We start from the raw sequence: 23,756 nt of genomic DNA on the forward strand, positions 1-23,756 counted from the left end.
GACCAGGCGAGACTGTCTGTCATGAGTGTCGAGGATCCTTATCTGTGGCTGGAAGACGTGACCGGCGACGACGCGCTGGGCTGGGTGCGCGCCCGCAACGACGAGACGCTGGCCGAGCTGACCGCCGGCGCGCGGTTCGCCGAACTGCGCGACGAACTGCGCGAGGTGCTCGACGCCGACGACCGGATCCCGTACGTGCGCCGCCGCGGCGAGTTCCTCTACAACTTCTGGCAGGACGCGACCCACCCGCGCGGCCTGTGGCGGCGGACGACGCTCGAGTCCTACCGGCAGGCCGAGCCCGAGTGGGAGCTGCTGCTCGACGTCGACGCGCTGGCCGAGGCCGAGGGCGAGAACTGGGTCTGGCAGGGCGCCACCGTGCTGCGGCCGGACTACCGGCGTGGCCTGGTCGAGCTGTCCCGCGGCGGCGCGGACGCCACCGTGGTCCGCGAGTTCGACCTCGACGCGCACGAGTTCGTCCCGGACGGCTTCACGGTCCCGGAGGCGAAGACGCGGATCGGCTGGATCGACGTCGACCGCGTCTACATCGGAACGGATTTCGGCCCGGGTTCGCTGACCAGCTCCGGGTACCCGCGGCTGGCCAAGGAGTGGCGCCGCGGCACGCCGCTCGAGGCGGCGACCGTGGTCTTCGAAGGCAAGCCCGACGACGTCTCGATCGGCGCGTCCCACGACCCGACCGAAGGCTTCGAGCGCGACTTCGTCAGCCGCGCGATCGACTTCTACCGCTCGGAACTGCACCTCAGGACGCCCGGCGGGCTGGTCAAGATCGACATCCCGGACGACGCGAGCGCGTCCGTGCACCGCGAGTGGCTGCTGGTGCGGCCGCGCACGGCGTGGACCGTGGGCGGCACGGAACACCCGGCCGGCTCGCTGATCGCCATCCTCTTCGACGCCTTCATGGCCGGCGACCGCGACTTCACGACGTTGTTCACGCCCGACGAGCACACCTCGCTGAGCTACTGGGCCTGGACGCGCCACCACCTGCTGCTCGGCACGCTGCGCGACGTCCGCACCGAGCTGCGCACGCTGACCCCGGGCCCGGACGGCTGGCAGGAGGCGCCGCTGGCCGGCGGCCCGGAGTTCGGCAGCGCGGACATCTTCGACACCGATCCCGACGTCAGCGACGAGTACCTGATCGATTCCAGCGGCTTCCTCCAGCCGTCGACGTTGAGCTACGGGCACGTCGGCGAAGAGGTGGAAGTGCTGAAGCAGGCTCCGGCGTTCTTCGACGCTTCGGGTATGAGCGTCGCGCAGTACTTCGCGACGTCGGAGGACGGCACGAAGATCCCGTACTTCGTCGTCCGGCCCTCCGGCGCCGAGGGCGGCCCGACGCTGCTGACCGGCTACGGCGGCTTCGAGGTCTCGCTGACGCCGTCCTACAGCGGGATGATCGGCCGCGGCTGGCTCGCCCGCGGCGGCACGTACGTCGTCGCGAACATCCGCGGCGGCGGCGAGTACGGGCCCGGCTGGCACACGCAGGCCATCAAGGCCGCGCGTCACCGCGTGTACGAGGACTTCGCCGCGGTGGCCGCGGACCTGGTTTCGCGGGGCATCACGACACCGGAGAAGCTCGGCATCCAGGGCGGCAGCAACGGCGGCCTGCTGATGGGCGTGATGCTGACGCGCTACCCGGAGCGGTTCGGCGCGATCGTCAGCCAGGTGCCGCTGCTGGACATGCGCCGCTACCACCTCCTGCTGGCCGGCGCGTCCTGGATGGCCGAGTACGGCGACCCCGAAGACGCCGCGGAATGGGACTACATCGCGAAGTACTCGCCGTACCAGAACGTCCACAGTGGACGTGCGTACCCGCCGTCGCTGTTCGTGACCTCGACGCGCGACGACCGCGTGCACCCCGCCCACGCCCGCAAGATGGTGGCGCGGATGCGTGAGCAGGGGCACGACGTCCGGTATCACGAGAACATCGAAGGCGGCCACGGCGCCGCGGCGGACAACGAGCAGCTGGCCTTCAAGTGGGCGCTGGTGTTCGAGTTCCTGTGGGAGCAGCTCACGAAGTGAGCCGCGCGAGCACGACGCCGCCGACGATCAGGGCCAGCGCGGCCACCCGGCCGACGCTCAGCGGGTCCTTGGTCACGACGACGCCGAGCACGATCGCGCCGACGGCACCGATCCCGGTGAACACCGCGTAAGCGGTGCCCACCGGGACGGTGTCCATCGCGCGCGAGAGCAGGTACACCGCGGCGGCGCCGAGCACGAAGCACAGGAGCGTCGGCCACGGCCGCGTGAAGTTCTCCGTCGGCTTGATGCTCTGCGACCACGCGATTTCGACTAGCCCGGCGAAGACGAGCGTCACCCACCCCATCAGAGCGCCTTCAGGGCCGCTTCGCGCGACGCGACCCGCTCCCCTTCACGTGCGGTCAGGTGCGGGTCGACCAGGGCGTTGGTCAGCTCGGCGTGCACGAACCGGACGTCGTCGACGTCGTAGTGCCCGGCGATGAAGTCCCGCAGGTAGCGCTCGTGGTGGTCGAACGGCGCCCGCGGCGTCCCCGCCGCGTACGTCCCGCCGCGCGCGCCGGCGATGACGAACTTCTTGCCGCGCAGGGACATCTTCGGGAACGTCACCTGGTCGATCCAGGCCTTCAGGGCGGCCGGGATCGAGAAGTTGTACATCGGCGCGCCGATCAGGACGACGTCGGCTTCGAGCAGCTCGGCGAGCAGCGGCTCGACGATCGCCCAGGCCTGCTTCTGCGAGGGCGTTTCGACGACATCGGCGTAGTGCGCGGGGTCGGTGATCCCCGCGGCGAGCAGGGCGTCACAGATTTCGGTCCACGCTTCGCCGATCACCGGGACCGGGGCGGCGGCGAGGTCACGGTAGGTCCGGGTGCCCGCCCAGGTGGCGGCGTACCGGGCGGAGAGCTCGCGGGAGAACGACGAGCGGCGCGCGCTGGAGTCGAGGTGCAGCAGGTGGGGCACGATTCCTCCTCAAGTGGACGCGGTGTCCGCTTGACTCAACTGGACGCCCTGTCCGGATATTCCCTAGGCTGGCGCCCATGCCCGAACGCGCCGACGCGGCCCGCAACCGCGCGAAGATCCTCGCGGCGGCCGAGGAGCTGTTCACCGCCCGCGGCGCGGCGGAGGTGACGATGGAGGACATCGCCCGGGCGGCCGGCGTCGGCCGCGGGACGCTCTACCGCCGTTACCCGGACCGCGCGGCGATCGCCGTGGCCCTGCTGGACGAGCACGAGCGCCGCCTGCAGGAGGAGCTCCTGCGCGGCGACCCGCCGCTGGGCCCGGGCGCACCCCCGGCCGCCCGCCTGGCGGCGTTCTACGAGGCGATGGTGGAACTGCTGGAGCGGCACGCGGCCCTGGTGCTGGGCGCCGAGGTCGGGCATTCCCGCTTCACGACGGGCGCTTATGGGTTTTGGCGCACGCACGTCCGGGTGCTGGCGGAGGCGGCGGGCGCCCCGGACCCGGACGTCCTGGCCGACGTGCTGCTGGCGCCGCTGGCGCCGGAGCTGTTCCTGCACCAGACGTCTCGCGGGGTGCCGGTGGAGCGGATCACTGCGGCCCTGCGGCAGCTGGCCGGTCTCCTTTAAAAGAGCCCGCGCGGCCGGGCGCGCTTCGGGGTGTACCGCGGGCCCGGTTTCGGCTGCTCGCCACGGATCCGCGCGAGCGCGGCTTCGAACGCGGTGAGCACGTCGGCGACGAAGACGAGCCGCCCGACGCCGAGGCGGTGCAGAGCCGCGCCGTGGTCCGCGGCGACCGTGATCGCGACGCCGAGCAGCAGGACCCGCCACGCCCCGAACACGGCCGCCCGGGCGGGCTTGCCCAGCTCGCGGAAGGCGATCTCCAGCCGGTGGCAGTGGAACGGCACGTGCCGCTCCTCGTCGGCGAGGATCCGCGCGGCGACCTGCGTGAGCAGCGGGTCGCCGGTGCCGTCGCGCAGGGCGCGGTAGTACCGCAGCGCGACGACCTCGGCGATGAGCAGGACCATGAGTTCCAGCCGCAGCCCGAGCGCCCGCCGCAGCTTGACGAACACGGTGTCCGACCAGTGACTCGCGATCGTGGGCACTCCGGCGGCGGCGAGCAGTCCGGCGAGCATCCGCGCGTGGTTCTGCTCCTCGGCGACGAAGAGCCGCACGGCGGCGAGGTAGGTGTCGTCGCCGGCGGCTTTCGCGATGAGGTTGGCGCCGTCACCGGCTTCGCCGACCTGGAACCGCTGCACGCTCCTCGCGACGTCGGGGTGCAGCTTCGCGCCCCGTTCCCACGGCGGATCTTCGCGTTGCCTGCGACGTTCGGCTTCGGTTTCGAAATCCTGGAGCCAGTGCGCGTAAGTCATCGGTCCGATGATGCCGCGTGCTTGTGGACCGGATGAGCGGCTTCCGTGGAGATTCTGTGAAGCCGGCTGAACCGGGCGCCGACCGCCCGGTTCAGCCGGCGGAACGGTCAGCTGCAGCCGGACGTTGCGCCGCAGCCTTCGCAGGCGTAGCACGAGCCGGCCGGGCGCATCTTCGTTCCGCACGTCATGCAGAGCGGGGCGTCCGCCGCCTTGCCGAGGCGGAGCTCCATCAGCTCCGTCGTCGTCTGGGCTTCGCGGTGGGGGTGTTCCGGTTCTTCCGCGTGCGGCTCCGGTGATGCGTCCACTGTGGACTGGAGGGCCTCCAGGTCGACGCCGGGGTTGCCGTACGTCGCCTCGACTTCGGCCGACCGCTCGTCCGCCGAGAGGATGCCCAGCTGGGAGCGCTTCTCGTACGGCAGGTAGTCCAGGGCCAGGCGGCGGAACAGGTAGTCCATCACGCTCGTCGCGATGCGGATGTCCGGGTCGTCCGTCATGCCCGCCGGCTCGAAGCGCAGGTTGCAGAACTTCGAGACGTAGAACTCGAGCGGGATGCCGTGCTGGAGGCCGACCGAGATCGACATCGAGAACGCGTCCATCACGCCGGCCAGCGTCGAGCCCTGCTTGCCGAGCTTGACGAAGATCTCGCCGAGGCCGTCGTCCGGGTACGAGCCCGCCGTCAGGTAGCCCTCCGCGCCCCCGACGGTGAACGACACCGTCTGGCTCGGGCGCTTCTTCGGCAGGCGCTTGCGCACCGGGCGGTACTCGACGACCTTCTCGGGCTCGGCGGCGGCGGCCGTCGTCTCCTTCTTCGCCGTCGACAGCGGCTGGCCGACCTTGCAGTTGTCGCGGTAGATCGCGAGGGCCTTCAGGCCGAGCTTCCAGCCCTGGAAGTAGATCTCCTCGACCTCTTCGACCGTCGCCGACTCCGGCATGTTGACCGTCTTGGAGATCGCGCCGGACAGGAACGGCTGCACCGCGGCCATCATCCGGACGTGCCCCATCGGCGCGATCGAGCGCTCGCCGACCGCGCAGTCGAACACCTCGTAGTGCTCGGGACGCAGGCCCGGCGCGTCGACGACGTGGCCGTTCTGCGCGACGAACTCGACGATCGCCTCGACCTGCTCGGTCTGGTAGCCCAGCGCTTCGAGCGCGCGCGGCACCGTCTGGTTGACGATCTGCATCGAGCCGCCGCCGACGAGCTTCTTGAACTTCACCAGCGAGAAGTCCGGCTCGATCCCGGTGGTGTCGCAGTCCATCATGAAGCCGATGGTGCCGGTGGGGGCGAGCACCGACGCCTGCGCGTTGCGCCAGCCGTGCTTCGTGCCGATTTCGATGCCCTTCTGCCACTCCTCCGTCGCCAGCGCGCGGACCGCGGCGTCGTTGGAGTGGTAGGTGCGGACGAGCTCGTTCGCCGCCGCGTGCTTGCGCATCACGCGCTGGTGGGCTTCGGCGTTGCGCGCGTAGCCCTCGTACGCGCCGACGACCTGGGCCATCTCCGCCGAACGCCGGTAGGAGACGCCCGTCATCAGCGACGTGATCGCCGCCGCGAGCGCGCGGCCGCCGTCGGAGTCGTACGCGTGGCCGAGCGCCATCAGCAGCGCGCCGAGGTTGGCGTAGCCGATGCCCAGCTGGCGGAACTTGCGCGTGGTCTCGGCGATCGGCTCGGTCGGGAAGTCGGCGAAGCAGATCGAGACGTCCATCGCCGTGATGATGAACTCGACGGCGCGGGCGAACAGCGGCGCGTCGAACGTGCCGTCGGGCGTGACGAACTTCAGCAGGTTCAGCGACGCCAGGTTGCAGCTGGAGTTGTCCAGGTGCATGTACTCGCTGCACGGGTTCGACGCGGTGATCCGGCCGGACTCGGGGCAGGTGTGCCAGTCGTTGATCGTGCCGTCGTACTGGATGCCGGGGTCGGCGCACTCCCACGCGGCCTGGGCCATCGTGCGGAACAGCTTCTTCGCGTCGGTGCGGTCGATGACCTCGCCGGTGAGCCGGGCGCGCAGGCCGAAGTCGGTGCCGTTCTCGACCGCCTGCATGAACTCGTCGGACACGCGGACCGAGTTGTTCGCGTTCTGGTACTGCACGGAGGAGATGTCCGCGCCGGAGAGGTCCATGTCGAACCCGGCGTCGCGGAGGACCTTGATCTTCTCCTCTTCGCGTGCCTTGGTCTGGATGAACTCCTCGATGTCCGGGTGGTCGACGTCGAGCACGACCATCTTCGCCGCGCGCCGGGTGGCGCCGCCGGACTTGATGGTGCCCGCGGACGCGTCGGCGCCGCGCATGAACGAAACCGGCCCGGACGCGGTGCCGCCGGAGGTGAGCAGCTCCTTCGACGAGCGGATGCGGGAGAGGTTCAGCCCGGCGCCGGAGCCGCCCTTGAAGATCAGGCCCTCTTCGCGGTACCAGTTGAGGATCGACTCCATCGTGTCGTCGACCGCGAGGATGAAGCAGGCGCTGACCTGCTGCTTCGACGACGTGCCGACGTTGAACCAGACCGGCGAGTTGAAGCTGAAGACCTGGTGCAGCAGCATCCAGGTGAGTTCGTGCTCGAAGATCTCGAGGTCCTGCGGCGCGGCGAAGTAGCCGTGGTCGCGCGCGGCCTTGACGTAGGTGTGCACGACCCGGTCGATGAGCTGCTTGAGGCTGCGTTCGCGCTGCGGGCTGCCGACGGCGCCGCGGAAGTACTTGCTGGTGACGATGTTGGTGGCGTTGACCGACCAGAAATCGGGGAACTCCACGCCGCGCTGCTCGAAGTTGATCGAGCCATCGCGCCAGTTGGTCATGACGACGTCCCGCTGCTCCCAGGTCACCTGGTCGTACGGGTGCTGCCCCTCGGTCGTGAAGACGCGCCGCACGCTGAGCCCGCCGGCGGCCTTGCCTTTTTTGCCGGTGGCCGCGCGGGCCCCCGTTCCCACGGTTTCCGTCATCGGTTGAACCCTCTCCCGCAGCGGGACGGCTCAGTCGCCGTCTTCGCGCTGATCGCTCTCCTCGTGGGCAGCAGAACCCGCCATGGCCTCACGGAGGTCGGCGATCTCCTTCTCGAAGTCTTCGACCGAGGAGAAGGAGCGGTAGACGCTGGCGAACCGGAGGTAGGCGACCCCGTCGAGCTCACGCAGCGGGCCCAGGATGGCCAGGCCGACCTCGTGACTCGGGATCTCCGCCAGCCCGGCGGAGCGGATCGACTCCTCCACGCGCTGCGCGAGCTGCTGCAGCGCGTCGTCGTCGACCGGCCTGCCCTGGCAGGCGCGGCGGACGCCGCTCACCACCTTGTCCCGGCTGAACTGTTCGGTGACGCCGGACCGCTTGACGACGGCGAGCACCATCGTCTCCGACGTCGTGAACCGCCGTCCGCACGACGCGCACGAGCGCCGCCTGCGGATCGCCTGGCCTTCATCCACCTCTCGGGAGTCGACGACCCGAGAGTCCGCATGCCGGCAGAACGGGCACCTCATCCGCCGATCACCTTCCCCTCCTCGCCGGCCGCCCGCGGTCGACGTCCCCGCGGCCACCGCGCACCCCTGCACTTGGTGATCGTTTTGTGGACATCCGGTGGGTAAACGCCGACCAGCTGTGGACAACTGCTGCCCAGTCTACCCCAACCTGTGGACCAACTACAGCGGTGTAACTACTACATATAGCGGGCGAGCGTAGAACTCGGCGGGGGCGGGCGCAAGCGACGCGGCCGGGTTCCACCTCGGCCGGGTGAGACCGGCGTGGCGCGGCCGGCGGAGCCAGAAGGGCGGTGGCGAGGGGGCCGCGGGGTGCTCGCCCTGGTCGGGGCGTGGTTGGTCTGTTCGGGTGGCGCGCCAGGACGCTCCGGGCAGGCTTCGGATCGGCCGGGCGGGTGGCTTCGGCGGGCGGAGGTTTCACCGGGCCGGGTGATTTCGCCGCGGACGCCCGCGGCGCTCGGCACCAAGCCGGGACGACTCGCGCAGAGCACGCCCACTCGGGGCGCTGCCCGCGCGCTTCGAGCCGACACCGGCCATCACAGCGCAGGACCCCGTACGACCGCGCGGGGGCGCTGCCCGCGCTTCGAGCCGGCACGGTCCATCACTCAGCGCAAGACCCACTTACCCGGGGCGCTGCCCGCTCTTCGAGCCAACACCAGCCATCACAACGCAAGCCCCACTTACCCGGCGCGCTGCCCACGCTCCGAGACGGCACCAGCCATCACAGCGGCCGTGCAGCGCCACGTGCGACCGGCACCGGAGCCATCACCACGGCCGCCGCCCGGCGGCGCACCCGCTCGTTGCCGCCGAACCGCGGGGGACTCACGGGGCTGGGACGTCGGCGACCGGGACCGTGAGCGGCAGTCCGGGCACCAGCACGGCCTGGTCCAGCCGGTTCAGCTCCTTGATCCGGGCGACCACCGCGCCCGGCTCGCTCTCCGGCGCGAACCGCGAGGCCAGCGACGCGAGCGTGTCGCCCTGCTCGACCGACACCGTCGCGGTCCGCGCGGGCACCGGGGCACCCGGCGCACCGCCGGCGAACAGCCCCAGCCCGGTGACCACCAGGCAGCTCGCGACGGCGAGCCCGGCGAGCCACGGCCAGCGCACCGGCACCCGCCGCGGCGCCGCGCACGGGGCGCCGGCCGGGCGGCGGCCCGCCACGACCCGCGCGCGCGTCGGCGGGCGGTGCACCTCGCCGCGGCGGCCGCGCAGGACGCGCACGGGACGGAGGGGCGCCGGGACCGGGGTCGCCGGGCGAACGTGTCCGCGTTCGGCCAGAATGGACATCCGAACCTCCTCGAAACCCTGTGTCCGCCCGTTTCCCGGGCCGCGGCGGCCCGTGGATCAAGGTCGAACAGGCGTTCTATCGAACGCCCGTGCGAAGGTCTACCACCTGCCACCGACAAAATCGAGCGGACACGGCGTGTCGATCGAACAGATGTTTGAAATCGCCGTGCCCGGGGGCTAACGTCGGTGACCAGGGCATCTGCCGGGCAGATGCCGCCCGGCGAGGCTGCCCGCACCCCGCGGGCGGCGGCCGGCGCGCAGAAACGTGCAGCGAACGTCTGGGAGGCGACGCAGTGGCGAAGGAGAACAAGGCGGGCAGGACCAGTGGGTCCCCCGGCGGCTCGGGCAAGGTGCACACCATGCCCGAGGTGTACGACGTGGACGAGACCCTCACCGTCCGCCAGCAGCAGGTGCTCGACGTGATCCGCTCGTGGGTGAGCCGGTTCGGCTACCCGCCGAGCGTCCGCGAAATCGGCGAGGCGGTCGGGCTGACCTCGACGTCGTCGGTCTCGCACCAGCTGCGTGCCCTGCAGCGCAAGGGCTACCTGCGCCGGGACGCGAACCGCCCGCGCGCGGTCGGCGTCCTGTCGGCGACCGACGACAACCCCATGGGCATCGAGATGGACCAGCAGCCGGTCATGCCGAAGGCGGCGTACGTGCCGCTGGTCGGCCGGATCGCCGCCGGTGGCCCGGTGCTGGCCGAGCAGGCCATCGAGGACGTCTTCCCGCTGCCGCGGGAGATCGTCGGCGAGGGCGAGCTGTTCCTGCTGAAGGTCACCGGTGACTCGATGATCGACGCGGCCATCACCGACGGCGACTGGGTCGTCGTCCGCCAGCAGCCGGAGGCGGACAACGGCGAGATCGTCGCGGCGATGATCGACGGCGAGGCCACGGTCAAGACGTTCAAGCGCAAGAACGGCCACATCTGGCTGATGCCGCACAACGAGGCGTACGAGCCGATCCCCGGTGACGACGCCACGGTGCTCGGCAAGGTCGTCGCGGTCCTGCGACGCCTCTAGGGAGCGCCCGGGCTTTCGCACGGCCCGGGAGATTCACCGGATCGGATGATCTTCGGCCGTGGGGAGCCGAAGGTCAGCGGCGGGCCCGGCGGCGCAGCTTGCTGAAGCCGAACCAGCCGAGACCGACCACCGCGAGCGTGATCCCGGCGGCAGGCAGGATGGGGAGCCCGGCCCCGTCCTCCGCCGAGCCGGCTGACGCGCCGGCGCCGGTCGAGGTCGTCCCCTCCGCCGGTGCGACGGACTGCGCGGCCGATGCCGCCGCGCCCCGCACCGTGCGGAGGGGCTGGCCCACGCCTTCGCTGCCGGAGAGCAACGTCCCGTCCGGGTCGAACGCGATCGCCTCGCCCTGCTTCTCCCCCGGCAACGGAATCCGCACCGGATTGCGCTGGAGCGCCGCGAGTACATCGCCGTCCGGAGCCGCGTACACGTACGCGTCCGTGTAGGTCCGCAACGCGATGACGCTGCCATCGGCCATCGAAGCTCCGCCCGTCACCAGGACCGAGCCGATCGAGCCCACCGGGCCACCCTGGGTGTCCGTCGTGGCGATCTTGACCGTGCCGACCTTCTCCAGGTTGGTCGGGCCCGGGCTCGCCAGGGGCCCCGACGGCCGGTACACGCGGGCCTCGCCGAGGACGTCCTTGGTGATCAGGTACGGCGTACCCGCCTTGTCCATGATCAGCGCTTCGGTGTCGTGCTGGCCGTCCGGGTAGGTGAGCCGGTGCACGGTGACCTTGCCCTGCGGGCTCATCTCCAGCAGGGCGACGGTCAGCCGGCCCTTCTGGTTGTCGCCGGTGTCCGACAGCCACAGCGTTCCGTCGGGGGTGCGGGCCAGGTCCTCGACGTCGAACGGGTCGGTCTTCTCCGTGAGGACCTTCTGGACCTTGCAGTCCCGGCCCAGCACGAACACCTGGACCTTGCTGCCGCCGTCGTTGATCGCCCACAACTGCTTGCCGTCGGAGACCAGGCCGGACAGCTCGCCGATCCGGGAATCCTTCATCGTGCACAGCGGCTCCGGAGCCGCCGGAGCCGCGGAAGCCGGGACGGGCCCGCTCAGCAGACCCAGCGAAACTGCCGCAAACGCGACCACCCAGCGCACCCAGCCACCTCCGTAGTGTGCGACCCCGGTGGATCGCACACTACGGAGACGTCTCAGGCCCTGGTCGAGTTGGTCTCGAACTCGCGCAAAGCCGCCGCGAGGTCCGGGCGGACCCGCACCAGCAGGCGCGTGCCGTCCTCGGCGTGCTCCTCTTCGAGGACCTCGCCGTCCGCGTGCGCCCGCGCGACCAGCTCGCCGCGCGAGTACGGCACCAGGACGTCGACCGTGACCTCCGGCCGCGGCAGGCGGTCGGCGATCACCTCGACGAGCTCCGGGATGCCCGCTCCGGTCCGGGCCGAGACCTGGACCGACCCGGCCAGCGCGTGCCGCAGCCGGGCCAGGCTGACGTCGTCGGACGCGTCGACCTTGTTGATCACCAGGAGCTCCGGCGGGAGCGGCTCCTTGCGCTTGCGCGTGATCTCGCCGAGCACCTCGCGCACCGCACTGACCTGCTCTTCGGGCGCCGGGTCGGACCCGTCCACCACGTGCACGAGCAGGTCCGCGTCAGCGGCTTCCTCCAGCGTCGAGCGGAACGCGTCCACCAGCTGGTGCGGCAGGTGCCGCACGAACCCGACGGTGTCGGTCAGCGTGTAGCCGCGGCCGTCCGGCGTCTGCGCGCGCCGCGTGGTCGGGTCGAGGGTGGCGAACAGCGCGTCCTCCACCAGCACCCCGGCCCCGGTCAGCGCGTTGAGCAGGCTCGACTTGCCGGCGTTGGTGTAGCCGACGATCGCCACGCTGGGCACCTCGTTGGCCAGCCGCCGCCCGCGCTTGGTCTCGCGGATGGTGTCCATGGCCGCGATCTCCCGGCGCAGCTTCGCCACGCGCTTGTTGATCCGCCGCCGGTCCGTCTCGAGCTTGGTCTCACCGGGACCGCGCAGGCCCACGCCGCCGTTCGCGCCACCGGCACGGCCACCGGCCTGCCGGGACAGCGACGCACCCCAGCCGCGCAGCCGCGGGATCAGGTACTGCAGCTGGGCCAGCTCGACCTGCGCCTTGCCCTCTTTCGACCGGGCGTGCTGGGCGAAGATGTCGAGGATCAGGGCGGTCCGGTCGATGACCTTGACCTTGACCTTCTCCTCGAGCTGCCGCAGCTGGCCCGGCGAGAGCTCGCCGTCGCAGATCACGGTGTCGGCGCCGGTGGAGCCGACGATGTCCCGCAGCTCCCGCACCTTGCCCGAGCCGATGTAGGTGGCCGGGTCCGGCTTGGTCCGCCGCTGGATGAGGCCTTCGAGGACCTCCGAGCCCGCCGTCTCGGCCAGGCGCGCCAGCTCGGCCAGCGACGCCTCGGACTGCAGGGCCGTGCCCTCGGTCCACACGCCGACCAGCACGACGCGCTCGAGCCGCAGTTGCCGGTACTCGACCTCGGTGACGTCGTCCAGCTCCGTGGACAGTCCCCTGACCCGGCGCAGCGACGCCCGGTCTTCGAGCTCCATTTCGCCTGTGGACGGGTCGCCGTCGTACAGGTCGTCGTCGTGGTCTTCGGTGTGTGTCAGTTCTGTCATCGTGCCTCCATGTTCCCACGATTCGCCGCGGGAACCGAACTTTTACGTGCTGGGATAGGTGGCGAGGTAGACCGCGGTGCGCTCGGCGCCGGGACGGCGGGGGCGCGCCTGGAACTCCTCGAGCAGGGCGTTGAGCCGCGTTTGCAGCTCCGCCCGCTCCTCGGGGGCCACCTGGACGACCAGGCGCGACTGGTGCACGCCCTCGAATCCGGTCTCGGCGATCTCGGCCAGATAGGCCTCGAGAACCGCCTGTTCCACGCCCTTGTCACCGCATGAGTCGAGTGTCCACGAAAGCCCCGTCGAAAGATACGGAATTTCGCGGGCGCCCCGGGTCCCGCGGCGCGGGGGCTGCGCGGCGAGGAAGCCGGTTTCGACGAGTTTGCGCACGTGGTGCAGCGTCGTCGCCGGATCCCGGCCCAGCCTTTCGGCGAGCTCCTTGTTCGTCAGCGCCTCCGAGAAGGTCAACCGGATGATGCGCAGCCGTATTCCGGAGGCCAGCGCGGCCGCCTCGGCTTCGGTCGCGGCACGTCGTTTCGCAGGGAGCACGGCGTACAGCCTAGAGCGAACAGTGATTGACACTTTCCAATCACTCGCGGCACACTCGGGAACCATGCACAGGGGGTCACTGTTCTTCCACCCGGACTTCAGACGGCTCTTCGCCGGCGACGCGGCCAGCCAGCTCGGCACCGCCGTCGGGTACACCGCCATCCCGCTGCTCGCGGCGGTGAGCCTGTCCGCGACGCCGTTCCAGATGGGTCTGCTCACCGCGGCCCAGACGCTCGCCTTCCTGCTGATCGGCCTGCCCGCCGGGGTGTGGGTGGACAGGCTGCGGCGCCGCCGGGTGATGCTCACCGCCGACTTCCTCCGCTTCGCCCTGCTGCTCAGCGTGCCGCTCGCGTGGTGGGCCGGGGTGCTGACGCTCGCCCAGCTGCTGGTGGTCGTGCTGCTCGTGGGTGCCGCGACGGTGTTCTTCGACGTCGCCTACCAGTCCTACCTGCCCTCGCTCGTCGGCCGGGAGCGCCTGCTGGAGGGCAACGCCAAGCTGCAGGCCGTCCAGTCGGTCGCGGGGGTCGCCGGGCCGAGCGGAGCGGGCGTCCTCGTCCAGCTGGTGAGCGCGGCGAACACCGTGCTGGTGACCGCGCTGGGTTACCTGGCGTCGGCGCTGTGCTTGCTGCGGATCCGCGCCACCGAACCCGAGCCGGAACGGACCGGGCACACGCGGCTGCTGCCGCAGATCGCCGAAGGCCTGCGGTTCGTCTTCTCCGACAAGCCGTTGCGCGCGAGCGTGGCCTGCACGGCGACCGGAAACCTCTTCAACGGTGCCTTCACCGCGGTCGAGGTGCTGTTCCTGACCCGCACCGTCGGGCTGCCGCCGGCCGCGGTCGGCGTGCTGCTGGCCGCCGGCAGCGTCGGCGGGATCCTCGGCGCGGTCTGCTCCGGGGCGCTCACGCGGCGGATCGGCCACGCCCGGTCGATCTGGCTGGTGCCGCTGCTGACCTGGCCGGGGCACCTTCTGGTCCCGCTCGCCGCGCCGGACTGGCGGCTCGGACTGGCCGGGTCCGGGCTGGTCGTCGCCGGGTTCGGGATCATCGTCTACAACGTCGCCTCCGTGTCCTACCGGCAGGCGATCTGCCCGGACCGGCTGCTCGGCCGGATGAACGCGAGCGCGCGGTTCGTCGTCTGGGGCACGATCCCGCTCGGCGGGCTGCTGGGCGGCGCGCTCGGCGAAGGGCTCGGGCTGCGCGGGGCGATGTGGGTGGCGGTGGCCGGCGAAGCCACCGCCGCGCTTTGGGTGGTCTGCTCACCCTTGCGGCACATGCGCGACCTGCCGACCGAGGCGAAAAGCGGTTCCGGCGCCGCCTAGAGTTGGTTCATGAGTACCCCATACGAGCGCCCGAGAGTCCCGGACAAGGTCGGTGTCGACGGTCTGGAGGCCAAGTGGGTACCCGTATGGGAATCCACGGATGCCTACCGCTTCGACCGGACGAAGACCCGGGACGAGGTCTACTCGATCGACACTCCCCCGCCGACGGTCAGCGGGTCGCTGCACATCGGGCACGTGTTCTCCTTCACCCAGACCGACGTCCTCGCGCGGTTCAAGCGGATGCGCGGGCTCGCGGTCTTCTACCCGATGGGCTGGGACGACAACGGCCTGCCGACCGAACGCCGGGTGCAGAACCACTTCGGCGTCCGCTGCGAGCCGTCGCTGCCCTACGACGCGGAGTTCCGGCCGCCGGAGAAGCCGGGCAAGGACGTCGTGGCGATCTCGCGCCGGAACTTCGTCGAGCTGTGCGAATCCCTGACCGTGACCGACGAGCAGATCTTCGAGCAGCTGTGGCGGCAGCTCGGGCTCTCGGTCGACTGGACGATGACCTACCAGACGATCGGGCACGACTCGCGGCTGATCTCGCAGCGCGCGTTCCTGCGCAACCTCGAGCGCGGCGAGGCCTACCAGGCCGAAGCGCCGACGCTCTGGGACGTGTCGTTCCGCACCGCCGTCGCCCAGGCCGAACTGGAGGACCGCGAACGCCCGGGTGCCTTCCACGACCTCGCGTTCGCAGGGCCGGACGGCGCCGACGTCGTGATCGCGACGACCCGGCCGGAACTGCTGCCCGCGTGCGTCGCCCTGGTGGCGCACCCCGATGACGAACGGTTCAAGCCGCTCTTCGGGAAAACCGTGCGGACGCCGGTGTTCGGCGTCGAGGTGCCCGTCGTGGCGCACCACCTCGCGGATCCCGAGAAGGGCCGCGGGATCGCGATGGTGTGCACGTTCGGCGACACCACCGACGTCACGTGGTGGCGGGAGCTGCGGCTGGCGACGCGGGTGGTGCTGGGCCGTGACGGCCGCTTCCTGCCGGACGCGCCTTCCGGGGTGCCCGCGGAGGCGTACGCGCCGCTGGTGGGCAAGACCGTCCACACGGGACGCGAGATCATGGTCCGCCTGCTGCGCGAAGCCGGGGCCCTGCGCGGGGAACCGCGGCCGATCACGCACTCGGTGAAGTTCTACGAGAAGGGCGACAAGCCCCTGGAGATCGTCGCCAGCCGGCAGTGGTACCTGCGCAACGGCGGCAACGACGCCGCCTTCCGGGAGAAGATGCTCGCCCGCGGCGAAGAGCTGAACTGGGTGCCGAAGCACATGCGCGTCCGGTACTCGTCGTGGGTGGAGAACCTGGCCGGCGACTGGCTGATCAGCCGGCAGCGGTTCTTCGGCGTGCCGATCCCGCTGTGGTACCGGCTCGACGCGAACGGCGAGCCGGACTACGACGCGCGCCTGCTGCCGGACACCCTGCCGGTCGACCCGAGCAGCGACGTGCCACCGGGGTGCACGCCGGAACAGCGTGGGGTGCCGGGCGGGTTCGTGGCCGATCCGGACGTGATGGACACGTGGGCGACGTCGTCGCTGACGCCGCAGATCGTCGGCCGGTGGAGCCTCGACGACGACCTTTTCGAGCGGGTGTTCCCGATGGACCTGCGGCCGCAGGCGCACGAGATCATCCGCACCTGGCTGTTCGCGACGGCGGTGCGCGCGGAACTGGAGCACGGCGTGCTGCCGTGGCGGGCGGCGTCGATCGCGGGCTGGGTGCTCGACCCCGACCGCAAGAAGATGTCGAAGTCCAAGGGCAACGCGACCACCCCGGTGGACCTGCTGGAGCGGTTCGGCTCGGACGCGGTCCGCTACTGGGCGACGAGCGCGCGGCCCGGCGTCGACACGGCGGTGGACGAAGGCCAGATGAAGGTCGGGCGGCGGCTGGCGACGAAGCTGCTCAACGCGAGCCGGTTCGTGCTGGGTCTGGGCGTGCCGATGCCCGGCGCGGTCGCCACCGAGCCGCTGGACCGGGCGCTGCTGGCGTCGCTGGCCGTCGTCACCGAGCAGGCGACGGCGGCGTTGGAGGCGCTGGACTACGCGCGGGCGCTGCAGGTGACCGAGACGTTCTTCTGGACGTTCTGCGACGACTACGTCGAGCTGGTGAAGGGCCGCGCGTACGGGGACCGCGGTCCCGACGCGGCCCAGTCCGCGCGCGCGGCGCTCGTGACGGCGCTCTCGGCCCTGCTGCGGCTGTTCGCGCCGTTCCTGCCGTTCGCGACCGAGGAGGTCTGGTCGTGGTGGCAGGCGGGGTCGGTGCACCGGGCCGAGTGGCCTCCGGTGGCGGCGTCCGACGGTGACCCGGAGCTGCTTCCGCTGGCCGGCGCGGTGATCGCGGCCGTCCGCCGGGCGAAGACGGACGCGAAGGTGTCGATGCGGTCCGCCGTCGAGACGCTCACCGTGACCGGACCGGCCGAGGTGCTGGCGCGGTTCGCGGCCATCGAGCCGGACATCCGCACCGCGGGCGCGATCTCGTCGTTGGAGACGCGCGAAGGCGGCTTCGCGGTCGAGGCCAAGGTCTGACGGGGGTGGGCCGCCCCGGTCACGAACCGGCGGCGGCCCACCAGGCTTCGTCGAGCTCGCCGCGCGCCACGATCTCGGCGGGCCCGGACAGCGTCGACGCGCCGCGGGACACCGTCACCTCGACGCGGCCACCCGGGATGTCCACTGTGGACGCGCCGGTGTCGGTGCCCGCCAGGTGGAACGCGGCCGCCACCGCGGCGACCGTGCCCGTGCCGCACGCCCGCGTCTCGCCCACCCCGCGCTCGTGCACGCGCATCCGCAGCGCGCCTTCGCCGAGGCAGTTGATGAACTCGAGGTTCACGCCGTGGGGGAACACGTCGTGGTCGAAGTCGGGTTGTTCACGCAGGTCGAGCCCGGCCACGTCGTCGTCGAGCAGCGACACCAGGTGCGGGTTGCCGACGTCGACCGCCACGCCGGAGAACGGGCGGCCGGCCACCACCGTGACCGACGTCCCGGTGATCGTCGCCGGTCCCATGTGGACGGTCACCGAGCGGTCCGGGTGCACCACCACCGGGCGGTCGCCCGCACGGGTGCCGACGACGAACTCGCCCTCGGCGGCCAGGCCGGTTTCGACCAGGTAGCGGGCGAACACGCGCACACCGTTGCCGCACATCTCCGCGATCGACCCGTCGGCGTTGCGGTAGTCCATGAACCACTCGCCCGCGGACGGCTCGCCGAGCTCGGCGGCGCGCACGACGCGCAGCACGCCGTCGGCCCCGAGGCCGCGCCGGCGATCGCACAACGCGGCGACCCTGGCCTCGGTCAGCTCGAGGCGGCCCGCCGGGTCGGGGAGCAGCACGAAGTCGTTCTGTGTGCCGTGCCCCTTGAGGAACTCGATACCGCCCATAGGGGCAAGATTACCGGGCCAGGGTATCCAGGACGCGCGCGGCCAGCCCGGAATCGGCGCCGTCGAACCAGTGGATCCGCTGGTCGCGCCGGAACCAGGAACGTTGCTTGCGGACGAAGCGCCGGGTCGCCTGCGCCGTCGCCGCGGCGGCCGCCTCGAAGTCGCCCTCGCCGTCCAGTTCGGCGAGCACCTGCTGGTACCCGAGCGCCCGCGCCGCCGTCTTCCCCTCGCGCAGGCCCCGCTTCTCGAGCTCGCGCACTTCGTCGACCAGCCCGGCGGCGAACATCCGCTCCACGCGCTCGTTGACGCGCTCGTCGAGCTCCTCGGGCGCCCGGTCGACACCGATGACGACCGTGCCGTAGCGGGCGGGCCCCGGCGCGGGCAGGTTCGCCGAGAACGGTTCGCCGGTGATCTCGATGACCTCGAGGGCGCGCACGATCCGGCGTGTGTTGGTCGGCAGGATCTTGGCGGCGGCCACCGGATCGCGCTCACCCAGCCGGGTGTACAACGCGGGCGTGCCGAGCTGCTCGGCTTCCGCGTCGAGCCGGGCCCGGACGGCCGGGTCGGTACCCGGGAAGCGCAGGTCGTCGAGCACGGCCTGGACGTAGAGGCCCGACCCGCCGGCCAGCACCGGGACCCGGCCGCCGGCCAGCAGCCGCTCGATCTCGGCCCGCGCGTGCCGCTGGTAGGCCGCGACGGACGCCGTTTCGGTCACGTCCAGCACGTCGAGCAGGTGGTGGGGGACGCCGCGGCGCTCGGCCTCGGTGGCCTTGGCGGTGCCGATGTCCATGCCCCGGTAGAGCTGCATCGCGTCGGCGTTGACGACCTCGCCGCCGAGCGCGCGGGCCAGGTCCACGGCCAGCGCGGTCTTCCCGGTGGCCGTCGGCCCGACCACGGCGACCGGGACGGCGGGGCTGTTCACGGCGGCTGACGATACCTGCGGGCCGACACGGAGCGTCCACCGGAAGTAGGATCACGAGCTTCGAGTGGCCCATCCAGTACCACGGTGCGCGCTGAGCTGCTTGAATGCCGCGTGGGGCCGTAGCATCCGAGCACGGCCCGTGACGACCGCATTACCCGGCCCCGCTTCGCGGCGGGGCGCCCGCAACCGCGGGCGTACAGGCGATAAGGAGCCTGCGATGGCCCAGGAGAACACTTCCACCGGTACCCCGGCCCCGCACCCGGTGCCGCACGCGCTGCACGCCGGGCACGCCGCCCCGCCCGTGCCGCCCGCCGAACCCACCCCGTCGACCTGGGGCCGGATCGACGACGAGGGCACCGTCTACGTCGTCACCGCCGAGGGCGAGCGCGCCGTCGGCGTCTGGCAGGCAGGCACCCCCGACGAGGGCCTGGTGCACTACGCACGCCGCTTCGACGACCTGCGCACCGAGGTCGAGCTGCTGGAGACCCGGCTGATCTCCGGGGCCGGCGACCCGAAGCACGCGCTGTCGAGCGCCACCCAGATCCGGGACGGGCTGCCCGAGGCCGCCGTGGTCGGTGACCTGGCCGCGCTCGCCGCCCGGCTGGAGTACGTCATCGCCCACGCCGAGAAGGCGCTGGCCAGCGCGAAGGCGGAGCGCGAGGAGGCCCGCGCGGCGGCGATCGCCCGCAAGCAGGAGCTGGCCGAGGAGGCCGAGAAGATCGCGGCCGACTCCACCCAGTGGAAGGCGGCGGGCGACCGGCTGCGCACGATCCTGGACGAGTGGAAGACGGTCAAGGGCGTCGACCGCAAGACCGACGACGAGCTGTGGAAGCGGTTCTCGAAGGCCCGCGAAGCGTTCAACCGCCGCCGCGGGTCCCACTTCGCCGAGCTGGACAAGCAGCGCGCGTCGGCCAAGCAGCGCAAGGAAGAGCTGATCGCGGAAGCCGAGGCCATCAGCGAGTCCGAGGACTGGGGCGAGACGGCGGGTCGCTACAAGGACCTGATGACCGAGTGGAAGGCGGCCGGCCGGGCGCCGAAGGACAGCGACGAGGCACTGTGGCAGCGCTTCCGCGCGGCCCAGGACAAGTTCTTCGCCCGCCGGTCCTCGGTGTTCTCCGAGCGCGACGCGGAGTTCACGCAGAACGCGGCCCGCAAGGAAGAGCTCCTGGTCGAGGCCGAGAAGATCGACGCGGCGGCCAACCTGGAGGCGGCGAAGAGCGCGCTGCGCCGCATCCAGGAACAGTGGGACGAGATCGGCAAGGTCCCCCGCGAGCGCATCCGCGAGCTGGACGGCCGGTTGAAGGCGGTCCAGGACGCGGTCAAGTCGGCGGAGGATTCCCGCTGGCGGAAGACGGACCCGGAGGCCCAGGCCCGAGCGGCCCAGTTCCGCGAGCGCGTGGAGCAGTACGAGTCCCAGGCGGCGAAAGCCCGGGCGGCCGGGGATGAGCGGCGGGCCAAGAAGGCGGATGAGCAGGCGGCTCAGTGGCGCGAGTGGCTGCAGGCCGCGGAAGCGGCTGTTGCGGACCGGTGAGGTTTGTGGGTTTTGAGGTTTGTGGCGCTGAGGTTTGTGGCGCTGAGGTTTGTGGCGCTGAGGTTTGTGGCGCTGAGGTTTGTGGCGCTGAGGTTTGTGGCGCTGAGGTTTGTGGCGCTGATCGCTGAGGTTCGCGGGCCGGTGTGGTCGGTTTCGCGGCGGCGGTCGCGGACTGGTGAGGTTCGCGGTCAGCTGAGGCCGGTTTTCGCGGAGGCCCTTCTTGCCGGCTGTTATGGCTGGTGAGGAGGGCCTTCGCGGTTTGCCCACAGGGTCGTCGTGTTGTGGATAAGGCGGCCGCTCAGGCGCGTTTCCGGGCGGTTCTGACGGTGGCCGCCGATACGCTGAAAGCGGGGGCAGCCCCCAGGGAGGGCGGGCCGTGCCGCCGGGCCGCGCCTAGCCGGGTTTCGCCAGGTCAGGCCAGCAGAGCCGAGCACGCCGGGCGGGGACGGGCGGGGACGGGCGGGGACGGGCGGGGACGGGCGGGGACGGGCGAGCTAAGCCGGGCTGGCCAGGCCAGGCCAGGCCAGGCGAGCCAAGCCGGGCGGAGCGGAGCCGCGCCGCGCCAGCCGAACTGCGCCAAGCCGGGCTGGGCCGGGCTGGCCGAGCTGGGTCTCGCTAGGTCAGGCCCGCAGAGCCAAGCCATGCGAGTCAGGGCAAGCCGGGCCGGGCGAGCCAGGCCAAGCCAGGCGGAGCCGATCCGCGCTACGCAGGGCGAGCCAAGCCAGCCAAGCCGGCCGGGCGTCGCCAGGCCGGGCCTCGCCAGGCCGAACCGGCCCGGGCCTCACCAGGCCGAACCGGGCCGCGCCTCCCCTGGCCAGGCCGAACCACGCCAAGCCAGACCAGACCGGGCCACGCAGAGCCATGCGAGGCCGGCCGTTCCGCAACCCGGCCCACCCGAAGGGGTTCGGTCACCGCCCCGACCGGGGGTTACCGCGCGCATTCCGGTCCACCCGGTGCTGCACTTCGATCATGACCAGGACATCCCGCACCACCGGCCGCATCCTCTCCGCGCTGGCGATCAGCGTCGCCCTCGGTGGGCTCTCCCCCGCGCTCGCCGCCCCGGCCGGGGCCGCTCCGCTCTCCTCCGGCGTCGAAGCCGGCAAGGGGAAGGTGAAGGTCGAGGGGAAGCTCGGCAAGGACCACGTCAAGGTCAACGAGAAGGTCGACCTCAAGGGCAACCTGCAGGTGCTCGACGCGGCCCGTTCCGAACAGTCCGTCGAAACCGTCATCGTGCAGCAGCTGCAGGCCGGCGCCTGGGTGAACATCGCCGACACCACCTGCCGGCCGAATGGCGGCTTCCGCTTCGACCTCAGCTTCAGCCTGAGCGCCACCGTCTCACTGCGGCTCTACCACCCCGAGACGACCCTCTACGCCGCCGCGTACTCGGCGAGCACCCTCACCCTGCGCGTCGGCTGAACCCGGTCCCCGCCGGTTCTCAAGATCGGGAGAACGCCGTGCGCATCCACTGGACCGCGAGACAGATCATCGCGATCCAGGCGATCACCATGCCGAGCCCCGGGCCGCCGCCCGCGGAGCCCGGGGCGTGGGACGACTGCTGGGACCAGATCGCCAGCAGCCCGTCCACCGAGGCGAACCAGCCGCCCGCCGCGCAGACCCAGGCCAGCCACCAGCGCCGCGTCACCAGGGCCAGAGCCGAGCCGAGGATGCCCACGCCCGTCGACGTCGCCGCGAACAGCTGGGGGATGCCGCCGCCCTCGCCGGCCAGGACCTGCCAGCCCGCGTGGTCGCCCACCCACGGGAGGATCAGGCAGATCAGCAGCACGAACGCGAACACCGCGATGGTGAACCCGCGGCGGCCCAGCTCCACCGTGCGGGACGCGCGCTTGCCCGCTTCGTCGATCTCGGCCGCCAGCTCGGCCAGTTCGCCGTTGCCACGGGACTCGGTCACAGCGCACACCCACTCACCGGTTCGGGCTGGGCGGCCGGGGCACCGAAGCCCGGCAGGCCCAGCGTGACGCCGCTCGTCTTCGGCCGGAGCCCGGCCTCCGCGTTGTCGCCGGCGCGCGTCCGCCGGTGGGACAGCAGGTCGCCGTCGGCCACCAGGTGGTGCGGTGCGCCGTAGGTGACGATCGTCTCGACGACGTCTCCGGGGCGGACAGCGCGGTCGACGTGAGCGCCGGCCGGGGTGAAGTGCACCAGCCGCCCGTCGCGGGCGCGGCCGCTCATCCGGTGCGTCTCGGCGTCCTTGCGGCCCTCGCCCGCGGCGACGAGCAGCTCGACGCGGCGGCCGACGATCTTCTTGTTCTCTTCCCAGGAGATCGCGTTCTGCAGCTCGACCAGGCGTTCGTAGCGCTCCTGCACGACCTCCTTCGGCAGCTGGCCGTCCATCGTCGCGGCCGGCGTGCCCGGGCGCTTCGAGTACTGGAAGGTGAACGCGCTGGAGAAGCGGGCCTGCGCGACGACGTCCAGGGTGGCCTGGAAGTCCTCCTCGGTCTCGCCCGGGAAGCCGACGATGATGTCGGTGGTGATCGCCGCGTCCGGCATGGCCGCGCGGACCTCGTCGAGGATGTTCAGGAAGCGCGCCGAGCGGTAGGACCGCTTCATCTCGCGCAGCACCCGGTCGGACCCGGACTGCAGCGGCATGTGCAGCTGGTGGCAGATGTTCGGGGTCGCGGCCATGGCGTCGATGACGTCGGAGGTGAAGGCGGCCGGGTGCGGCGAGGTGAACCGGACGCGCTCGAGGCCGTCGACGGTGCCGCACGCGCGCAGCAGCTTGCCGAACGCCAGCCGGTCACCGAATTCGACGCCGTAGGAGTTGACGTTCTGGCCGAGCAGGGTGACCTCGAGCACGCCCTCGGCGACGAGCGCCTCGACCTCGGCGAGGATCTCGCCGGGCCGCCGGTCGCGTTCCTTGCCGCGCAGGGCGGGCACGATGCAGAAGGTGCAGGTGTTGTTGCAGCCGACCGAAACGGACACCCAGCTCGCGTAGGACGATTCGCGGCGCGCGGGCAGCGTCGAGGGGAAGGTCTCGAGCGATTCGAGGATCTCGACTTCGGCCTCGGCGTTGTGCCGGGCCCGCTCGAGCAGCGTGGGCAGCGCCCCGATGTTGTGGGTGCCGAACACGACGTCGACCCACGGCGCCCGCTTGACGATCTCCCCGCGGTCCTTCTGCGCGAGACACCCGCCGACGGCGATCTGCAGGTCGGGGTTCGCGACCTTGTCGGGGCGCAGGTGCCCGAGGGTGCCGTACAGCTTGTTGTCCGCGTTCTCCCGGACGGCACAGGTGTTGAACACGATCAGGTCCGGCTTGGCCCCGGCGGTGGCCGGAACGTAGCCGGCGTCCTCGAGCTGCCCGGCGAGCCGCTCGGAGTCGTGCACGTTCATCTGGCAGCCGAAGGTGCGGATCTGGTACGCCCTGGGTGCCTGGTTCTCGGTCATCG

At 71.6% G+C, this 23,756-nt stretch carries 21 protein-coding genes; 7 read left to right on the forward strand and 14 right to left on the reverse strand.

The window, feature by feature from the left end:
* Positions 1 to 21: 21 nt before the first annotated feature.
* Positions 22 to 2,034: a prolyl oligopeptidase family serine peptidase gene (locus tag AB0M30_RS09840; RefSeq protein WP_364582049.1), complete on the forward strand. Its 2,013-nt coding sequence runs from the start codon at positions 22 to 24 to the stop codon at positions 2,032 to 2,034.
* On the opposite strand, the gene AB0M30_RS09845 is transcribed toward AB0M30_RS09840, so the two are convergent.
* Together AB0M30_RS09845 and AB0M30_RS09850 are read right to left on the reverse strand one after the other, a co-directional pair.
* A complete protein-coding gene (locus tag AB0M30_RS09845; RefSeq protein ID WP_043783342.1) occupies positions 2,024 to 2,338 on the reverse strand; it encodes a multidrug efflux SMR transporter in 315 nt (104 codons plus the stop codon). The two genes, AB0M30_RS09840 and AB0M30_RS09845, sit on opposite strands and share 11 nt — an antisense overlap.
* Positions 2,338 to 2,949, reverse strand: coding sequence for an NAD(P)H-dependent oxidoreductase (locus tag AB0M30_RS09850; protein WP_364582052.1), 612 nt, complete (start codon positions 2,947 to 2,949; stop codon positions 2,338 to 2,340). Before AB0M30_RS09850 ends, AB0M30_RS09845 begins: the two co-directional genes overlap by 1 nt.
* Before the next feature lie 77 nt (positions 2,950 to 3,026).
* Between AB0M30_RS09850 and AB0M30_RS09855 the strand changes: the two genes are divergently transcribed.
* Complete coding sequence (locus tag AB0M30_RS09855) at positions 3,027 to 3,572, forward strand: helix-turn-helix domain-containing protein (protein ID WP_364582054.1); 546 nt, start codon at positions 3,027 to 3,029, stop codon at positions 3,570 to 3,572.
* Here AB0M30_RS09855 and AB0M30_RS09860 read toward each other — a convergent pair.
* The 4 genes from AB0M30_RS09860 to AB0M30_RS09875 all read right to left on the reverse strand — a co-directional run bounded on the left by AB0M30_RS09860 (position 3,569) and on the right by AB0M30_RS09875 (position 9,051).
* Positions 3,569 to 4,315, reverse strand: coding sequence for a ferritin-like domain-containing protein (locus AB0M30_RS09860; protein ID WP_364582057.1), 747 nt, complete (start codon positions 4,313 to 4,315; stop codon positions 3,569 to 3,571). The genes AB0M30_RS09855 and AB0M30_RS09860 overlap by 4 nt on opposite strands.
* 107 nt (positions 4,316 to 4,422) lie before the next feature.
* A complete protein-coding gene (locus tag AB0M30_RS09865) occupies positions 4,423 to 7,242 on the reverse strand; it encodes a vitamin B12-dependent ribonucleotide reductase (RefSeq protein ID WP_364582059.1) in 2,820 nt (939 codons plus the stop codon).
* Positions 7,243 to 7,272: 30 nt separating this feature from the next.
* Positions 7,273 to 7,767 (reverse strand): transcriptional regulator NrdR, encoded by a 495-nt coding sequence (nrdR, locus tag AB0M30_RS09870; protein WP_103342822.1) that lies wholly within the window; start codon positions 7,765 to 7,767, stop codon positions 7,273 to 7,275.
* Between the two features lie 819 nt (positions 7,768 to 8,586).
* On the reverse strand, positions 8,587 to 9,051 hold the full coding sequence (locus AB0M30_RS09875; RefSeq protein ID WP_364582062.1) for a LysM peptidoglycan-binding domain-containing protein: 465 nt from the start codon (positions 9,049 to 9,051) through the stop codon (positions 8,587 to 8,589).
* A gap of 359 nt (positions 9,052 to 9,410) precedes the next feature.
* Between AB0M30_RS09875 and lexA the strand changes: the two genes are divergently transcribed.
* A complete protein-coding gene (lexA, locus tag AB0M30_RS09880) occupies positions 9,411 to 10,070 on the forward strand; it encodes a transcriptional repressor LexA (protein WP_199191667.1) in 660 nt (219 codons plus the stop codon).
* Between the two features lie 73 nt (positions 10,071 to 10,143).
* Here the strand turns inward: lexA and AB0M30_RS09885 are convergent, their stop codons facing one another.
* Genes AB0M30_RS09885 through AB0M30_RS09895 form a run of 3 tightly spaced genes read right to left on the reverse strand, consistent with a single transcriptional unit; the run spans position 10,144 to position 13,214 of the window.
* Entirely contained in the window at positions 10,144 to 11,166 is a 1,023-nt protein-coding gene (locus AB0M30_RS09885) for an esterase-like activity of phytase family protein (protein ID WP_364582065.1), read from the reverse strand.
* A gap of 53 nt (positions 11,167 to 11,219) precedes the next feature.
* On the reverse strand, positions 11,220 to 12,668 hold the full coding sequence (hflX, locus tag AB0M30_RS09890; protein WP_364582068.1) for a GTPase HflX: 1,449 nt from the start codon (positions 12,666 to 12,668) through the stop codon (positions 11,220 to 11,222).
* A 42-nt stretch (positions 12,669 to 12,710) separates the two neighbouring features.
* Positions 12,711 to 13,214, reverse strand: a complete 504-nt coding sequence (locus AB0M30_RS09895) for a winged helix-turn-helix domain-containing protein (protein ID WP_364582071.1) — start codon at positions 13,212 to 13,214, stop codon at positions 12,711 to 12,713.
* Positions 13,215 to 13,278: 64 nt separating this feature from the next.
* Between AB0M30_RS09895 and AB0M30_RS09900 the strand changes: the two genes are divergently transcribed.
* Both AB0M30_RS09900 and valS read left to right on the forward strand, forming a co-directional pair.
* On the forward strand, positions 13,279 to 14,532 hold the full coding sequence (locus tag AB0M30_RS09900; protein WP_364582074.1) for an MFS transporter: 1,254 nt from the start codon (positions 13,279 to 13,281) through the stop codon (positions 14,530 to 14,532).
* A gap of 9 nt (positions 14,533 to 14,541) precedes the next feature.
* Entirely contained in the window at positions 14,542 to 17,055 is a 2,514-nt protein-coding gene (gene valS / locus AB0M30_RS09905; RefSeq protein ID WP_364582077.1) for a valine--tRNA ligase, read from the forward strand.
* Positions 17,056 to 17,074: 19 nt separating this feature from the next.
* Here valS and dapF read toward each other — a convergent pair whose 3' ends face one another.
* Both dapF and miaA read right to left on the reverse strand, forming a co-directional pair.
* A complete protein-coding gene (gene dapF, locus AB0M30_RS09910) occupies positions 17,075 to 17,902 on the reverse strand; it encodes a diaminopimelate epimerase (protein ID WP_364582079.1) in 828 nt (275 codons plus the stop codon).
* 10 nt (positions 17,903 to 17,912) lie between these two features.
* On the reverse strand, positions 17,913 to 18,824 hold the full coding sequence (gene miaA, locus AB0M30_RS09915; protein ID WP_364582081.1) for a tRNA (adenosine(37)-N6)-dimethylallyltransferase MiaA: 912 nt from the start codon (positions 18,822 to 18,824) through the stop codon (positions 17,913 to 17,915).
* Between the two features lie 217 nt (positions 18,825 to 19,041).
* On the opposite strand from miaA, the gene AB0M30_RS09920 reads away from it, so the two are divergent.
* Positions 19,042 to 20,355 carry a DUF349 domain-containing protein gene (locus tag AB0M30_RS09920; protein WP_364582084.1) on the forward strand — a complete coding sequence of 438 codons (1,314 nt, stop codon included), beginning with the start codon at positions 19,042 to 19,044 and terminating at the stop codon, positions 20,353 to 20,355.
* Here the strand turns inward: AB0M30_RS09920 and AB0M30_RS09925 are convergent.
* Positions 20,304 to 20,477, reverse strand: a complete 174-nt coding sequence (locus AB0M30_RS09925; protein ID WP_364582628.1) for a pentapeptide repeat-containing protein — start codon at positions 20,475 to 20,477, stop codon at positions 20,304 to 20,306. The genes AB0M30_RS09920 and AB0M30_RS09925 overlap by 52 nt on opposite strands.
* Positions 20,478 to 21,324: 847 nt before the next feature.
* Here AB0M30_RS09925 and AB0M30_RS09930 point away from each other — a divergent pair.
* Positions 21,325 to 21,771 carry a hypothetical protein gene (locus tag AB0M30_RS09930; protein WP_364582087.1) on the forward strand — a complete coding sequence of 149 codons (447 nt, stop codon included), beginning with the start codon at positions 21,325 to 21,327 and terminating at the stop codon, positions 21,769 to 21,771.
* 19 nt (positions 21,772 to 21,790) lie between these two features.
* On the opposite strand, the gene AB0M30_RS09935 is transcribed toward AB0M30_RS09930, so the two are convergent.
* Together AB0M30_RS09935 and miaB are read right to left on the reverse strand one after the other, a co-directional pair.
* On the reverse strand, positions 21,791 to 22,264 hold the full coding sequence (locus tag AB0M30_RS09935; RefSeq protein WP_103342810.1) for a hypothetical protein: 474 nt from the start codon (positions 22,262 to 22,264) through the stop codon (positions 21,791 to 21,793).
* Positions 22,261 to 23,754 (reverse strand): tRNA (N6-isopentenyl adenosine(37)-C2)-methylthiotransferase MiaB, encoded by a 1,494-nt coding sequence (miaB, locus tag AB0M30_RS09940; protein ID WP_364582090.1) that lies wholly within the window; start codon positions 23,752 to 23,754, stop codon positions 22,261 to 22,263. The genes AB0M30_RS09935 and miaB overlap by 4 nt, the downstream gene beginning before the upstream one ends.
* Positions 23,755 to 23,756: the final 2 nt, after the last annotated feature.

Source organism: Amycolatopsis sp. NPDC051716 (assembly GCF_040681595.1).
Taxonomy (GTDB): Bacteria; Actinomycetota; Actinomycetes; order Mycobacteriales; family Pseudonocardiaceae; genus Amycolatopsis.

Excerpts from the sequence above, each read along its gene's own strand:
- AB0M30_RS09845 (WP_043783342.1), bottom strand. The coding sequence starts at position 2,338 with ATGGGGTGGGTGACGCTCGTCTTCGCCGGGCTAGTCGAAATCGCGTGG.
- AB0M30_RS09920 (WP_364582084.1), top strand. The coding sequence starts at position 19,042 with ATGGCCCAGGAGAACACTTCCACCGGTACCCCGGCCCCGCACCCGGTG.
- AB0M30_RS09930 (WP_364582087.1), top strand. The coding sequence starts at position 21,325 with ATGACCAGGACATCCCGCACCACCGGCCGCATCCTCTCCGCGCTGGCG.
- AB0M30_RS09855 (WP_364582054.1), top strand. The coding sequence starts at position 3,027 with ATGCCCGAACGCGCCGACGCGGCCCGCAACCGCGCGAAGATCCTCGCG.
- dapF (WP_364582079.1), bottom strand. The coding sequence starts at position 17,902 with ATGGGCGGTATCGAGTTCCTCAAGGGGCACGGCACACAGAACGACTTC.
- AB0M30_RS09860 (WP_364582057.1), bottom strand. The coding sequence starts at position 4,315 with ATGACTTACGCGCACTGGCTCCAGGATTTCGAAACCGAAGCCGAACGT.
- AB0M30_RS09875 (WP_364582062.1), bottom strand. The coding sequence starts at position 9,051 with ATGTCCATTCTGGCCGAACGCGGACACGTTCGCCCGGCGACCCCGGTC.
- AB0M30_RS09840 (WP_364582049.1), top strand. The coding sequence starts at position 22 with ATGAGTGTCGAGGATCCTTATCTGTGGCTGGAAGACGTGACCGGCGAC.
- AB0M30_RS09900 (WP_364582074.1), top strand. The coding sequence starts at position 13,279 with ATGCACAGGGGGTCACTGTTCTTCCACCCGGACTTCAGACGGCTCTTC.
- miaB (WP_364582090.1), bottom strand. The coding sequence starts at position 23,754 with ATGACCGAGAACCAGGCACCCAGGGCGTACCAGATCCGCACCTTCGGC.
- nrdR (WP_103342822.1), bottom strand. The coding sequence starts at position 7,767 with ATGAGGTGCCCGTTCTGCCGGCATGCGGACTCTCGGGTCGTCGACTCC.
- valS (WP_364582077.1), top strand. The coding sequence starts at position 14,542 with ATGAGTACCCCATACGAGCGCCCGAGAGTCCCGGACAAGGTCGGTGTC.
- hflX (WP_364582068.1), bottom strand. The coding sequence starts at position 12,668 with ATGACAGAACTGACACACACCGAAGACCACGACGACGACCTGTACGAC.
- lexA (WP_199191667.1), top strand. The coding sequence starts at position 9,411 with ATGCCCGAGGTGTACGACGTGGACGAGACCCTCACCGTCCGCCAGCAG.
- AB0M30_RS09865 (WP_364582059.1), bottom strand. The coding sequence starts at position 7,242 with ATGACGGAAACCGTGGGAACGGGGGCCCGCGCGGCCACCGGCAAAAAA.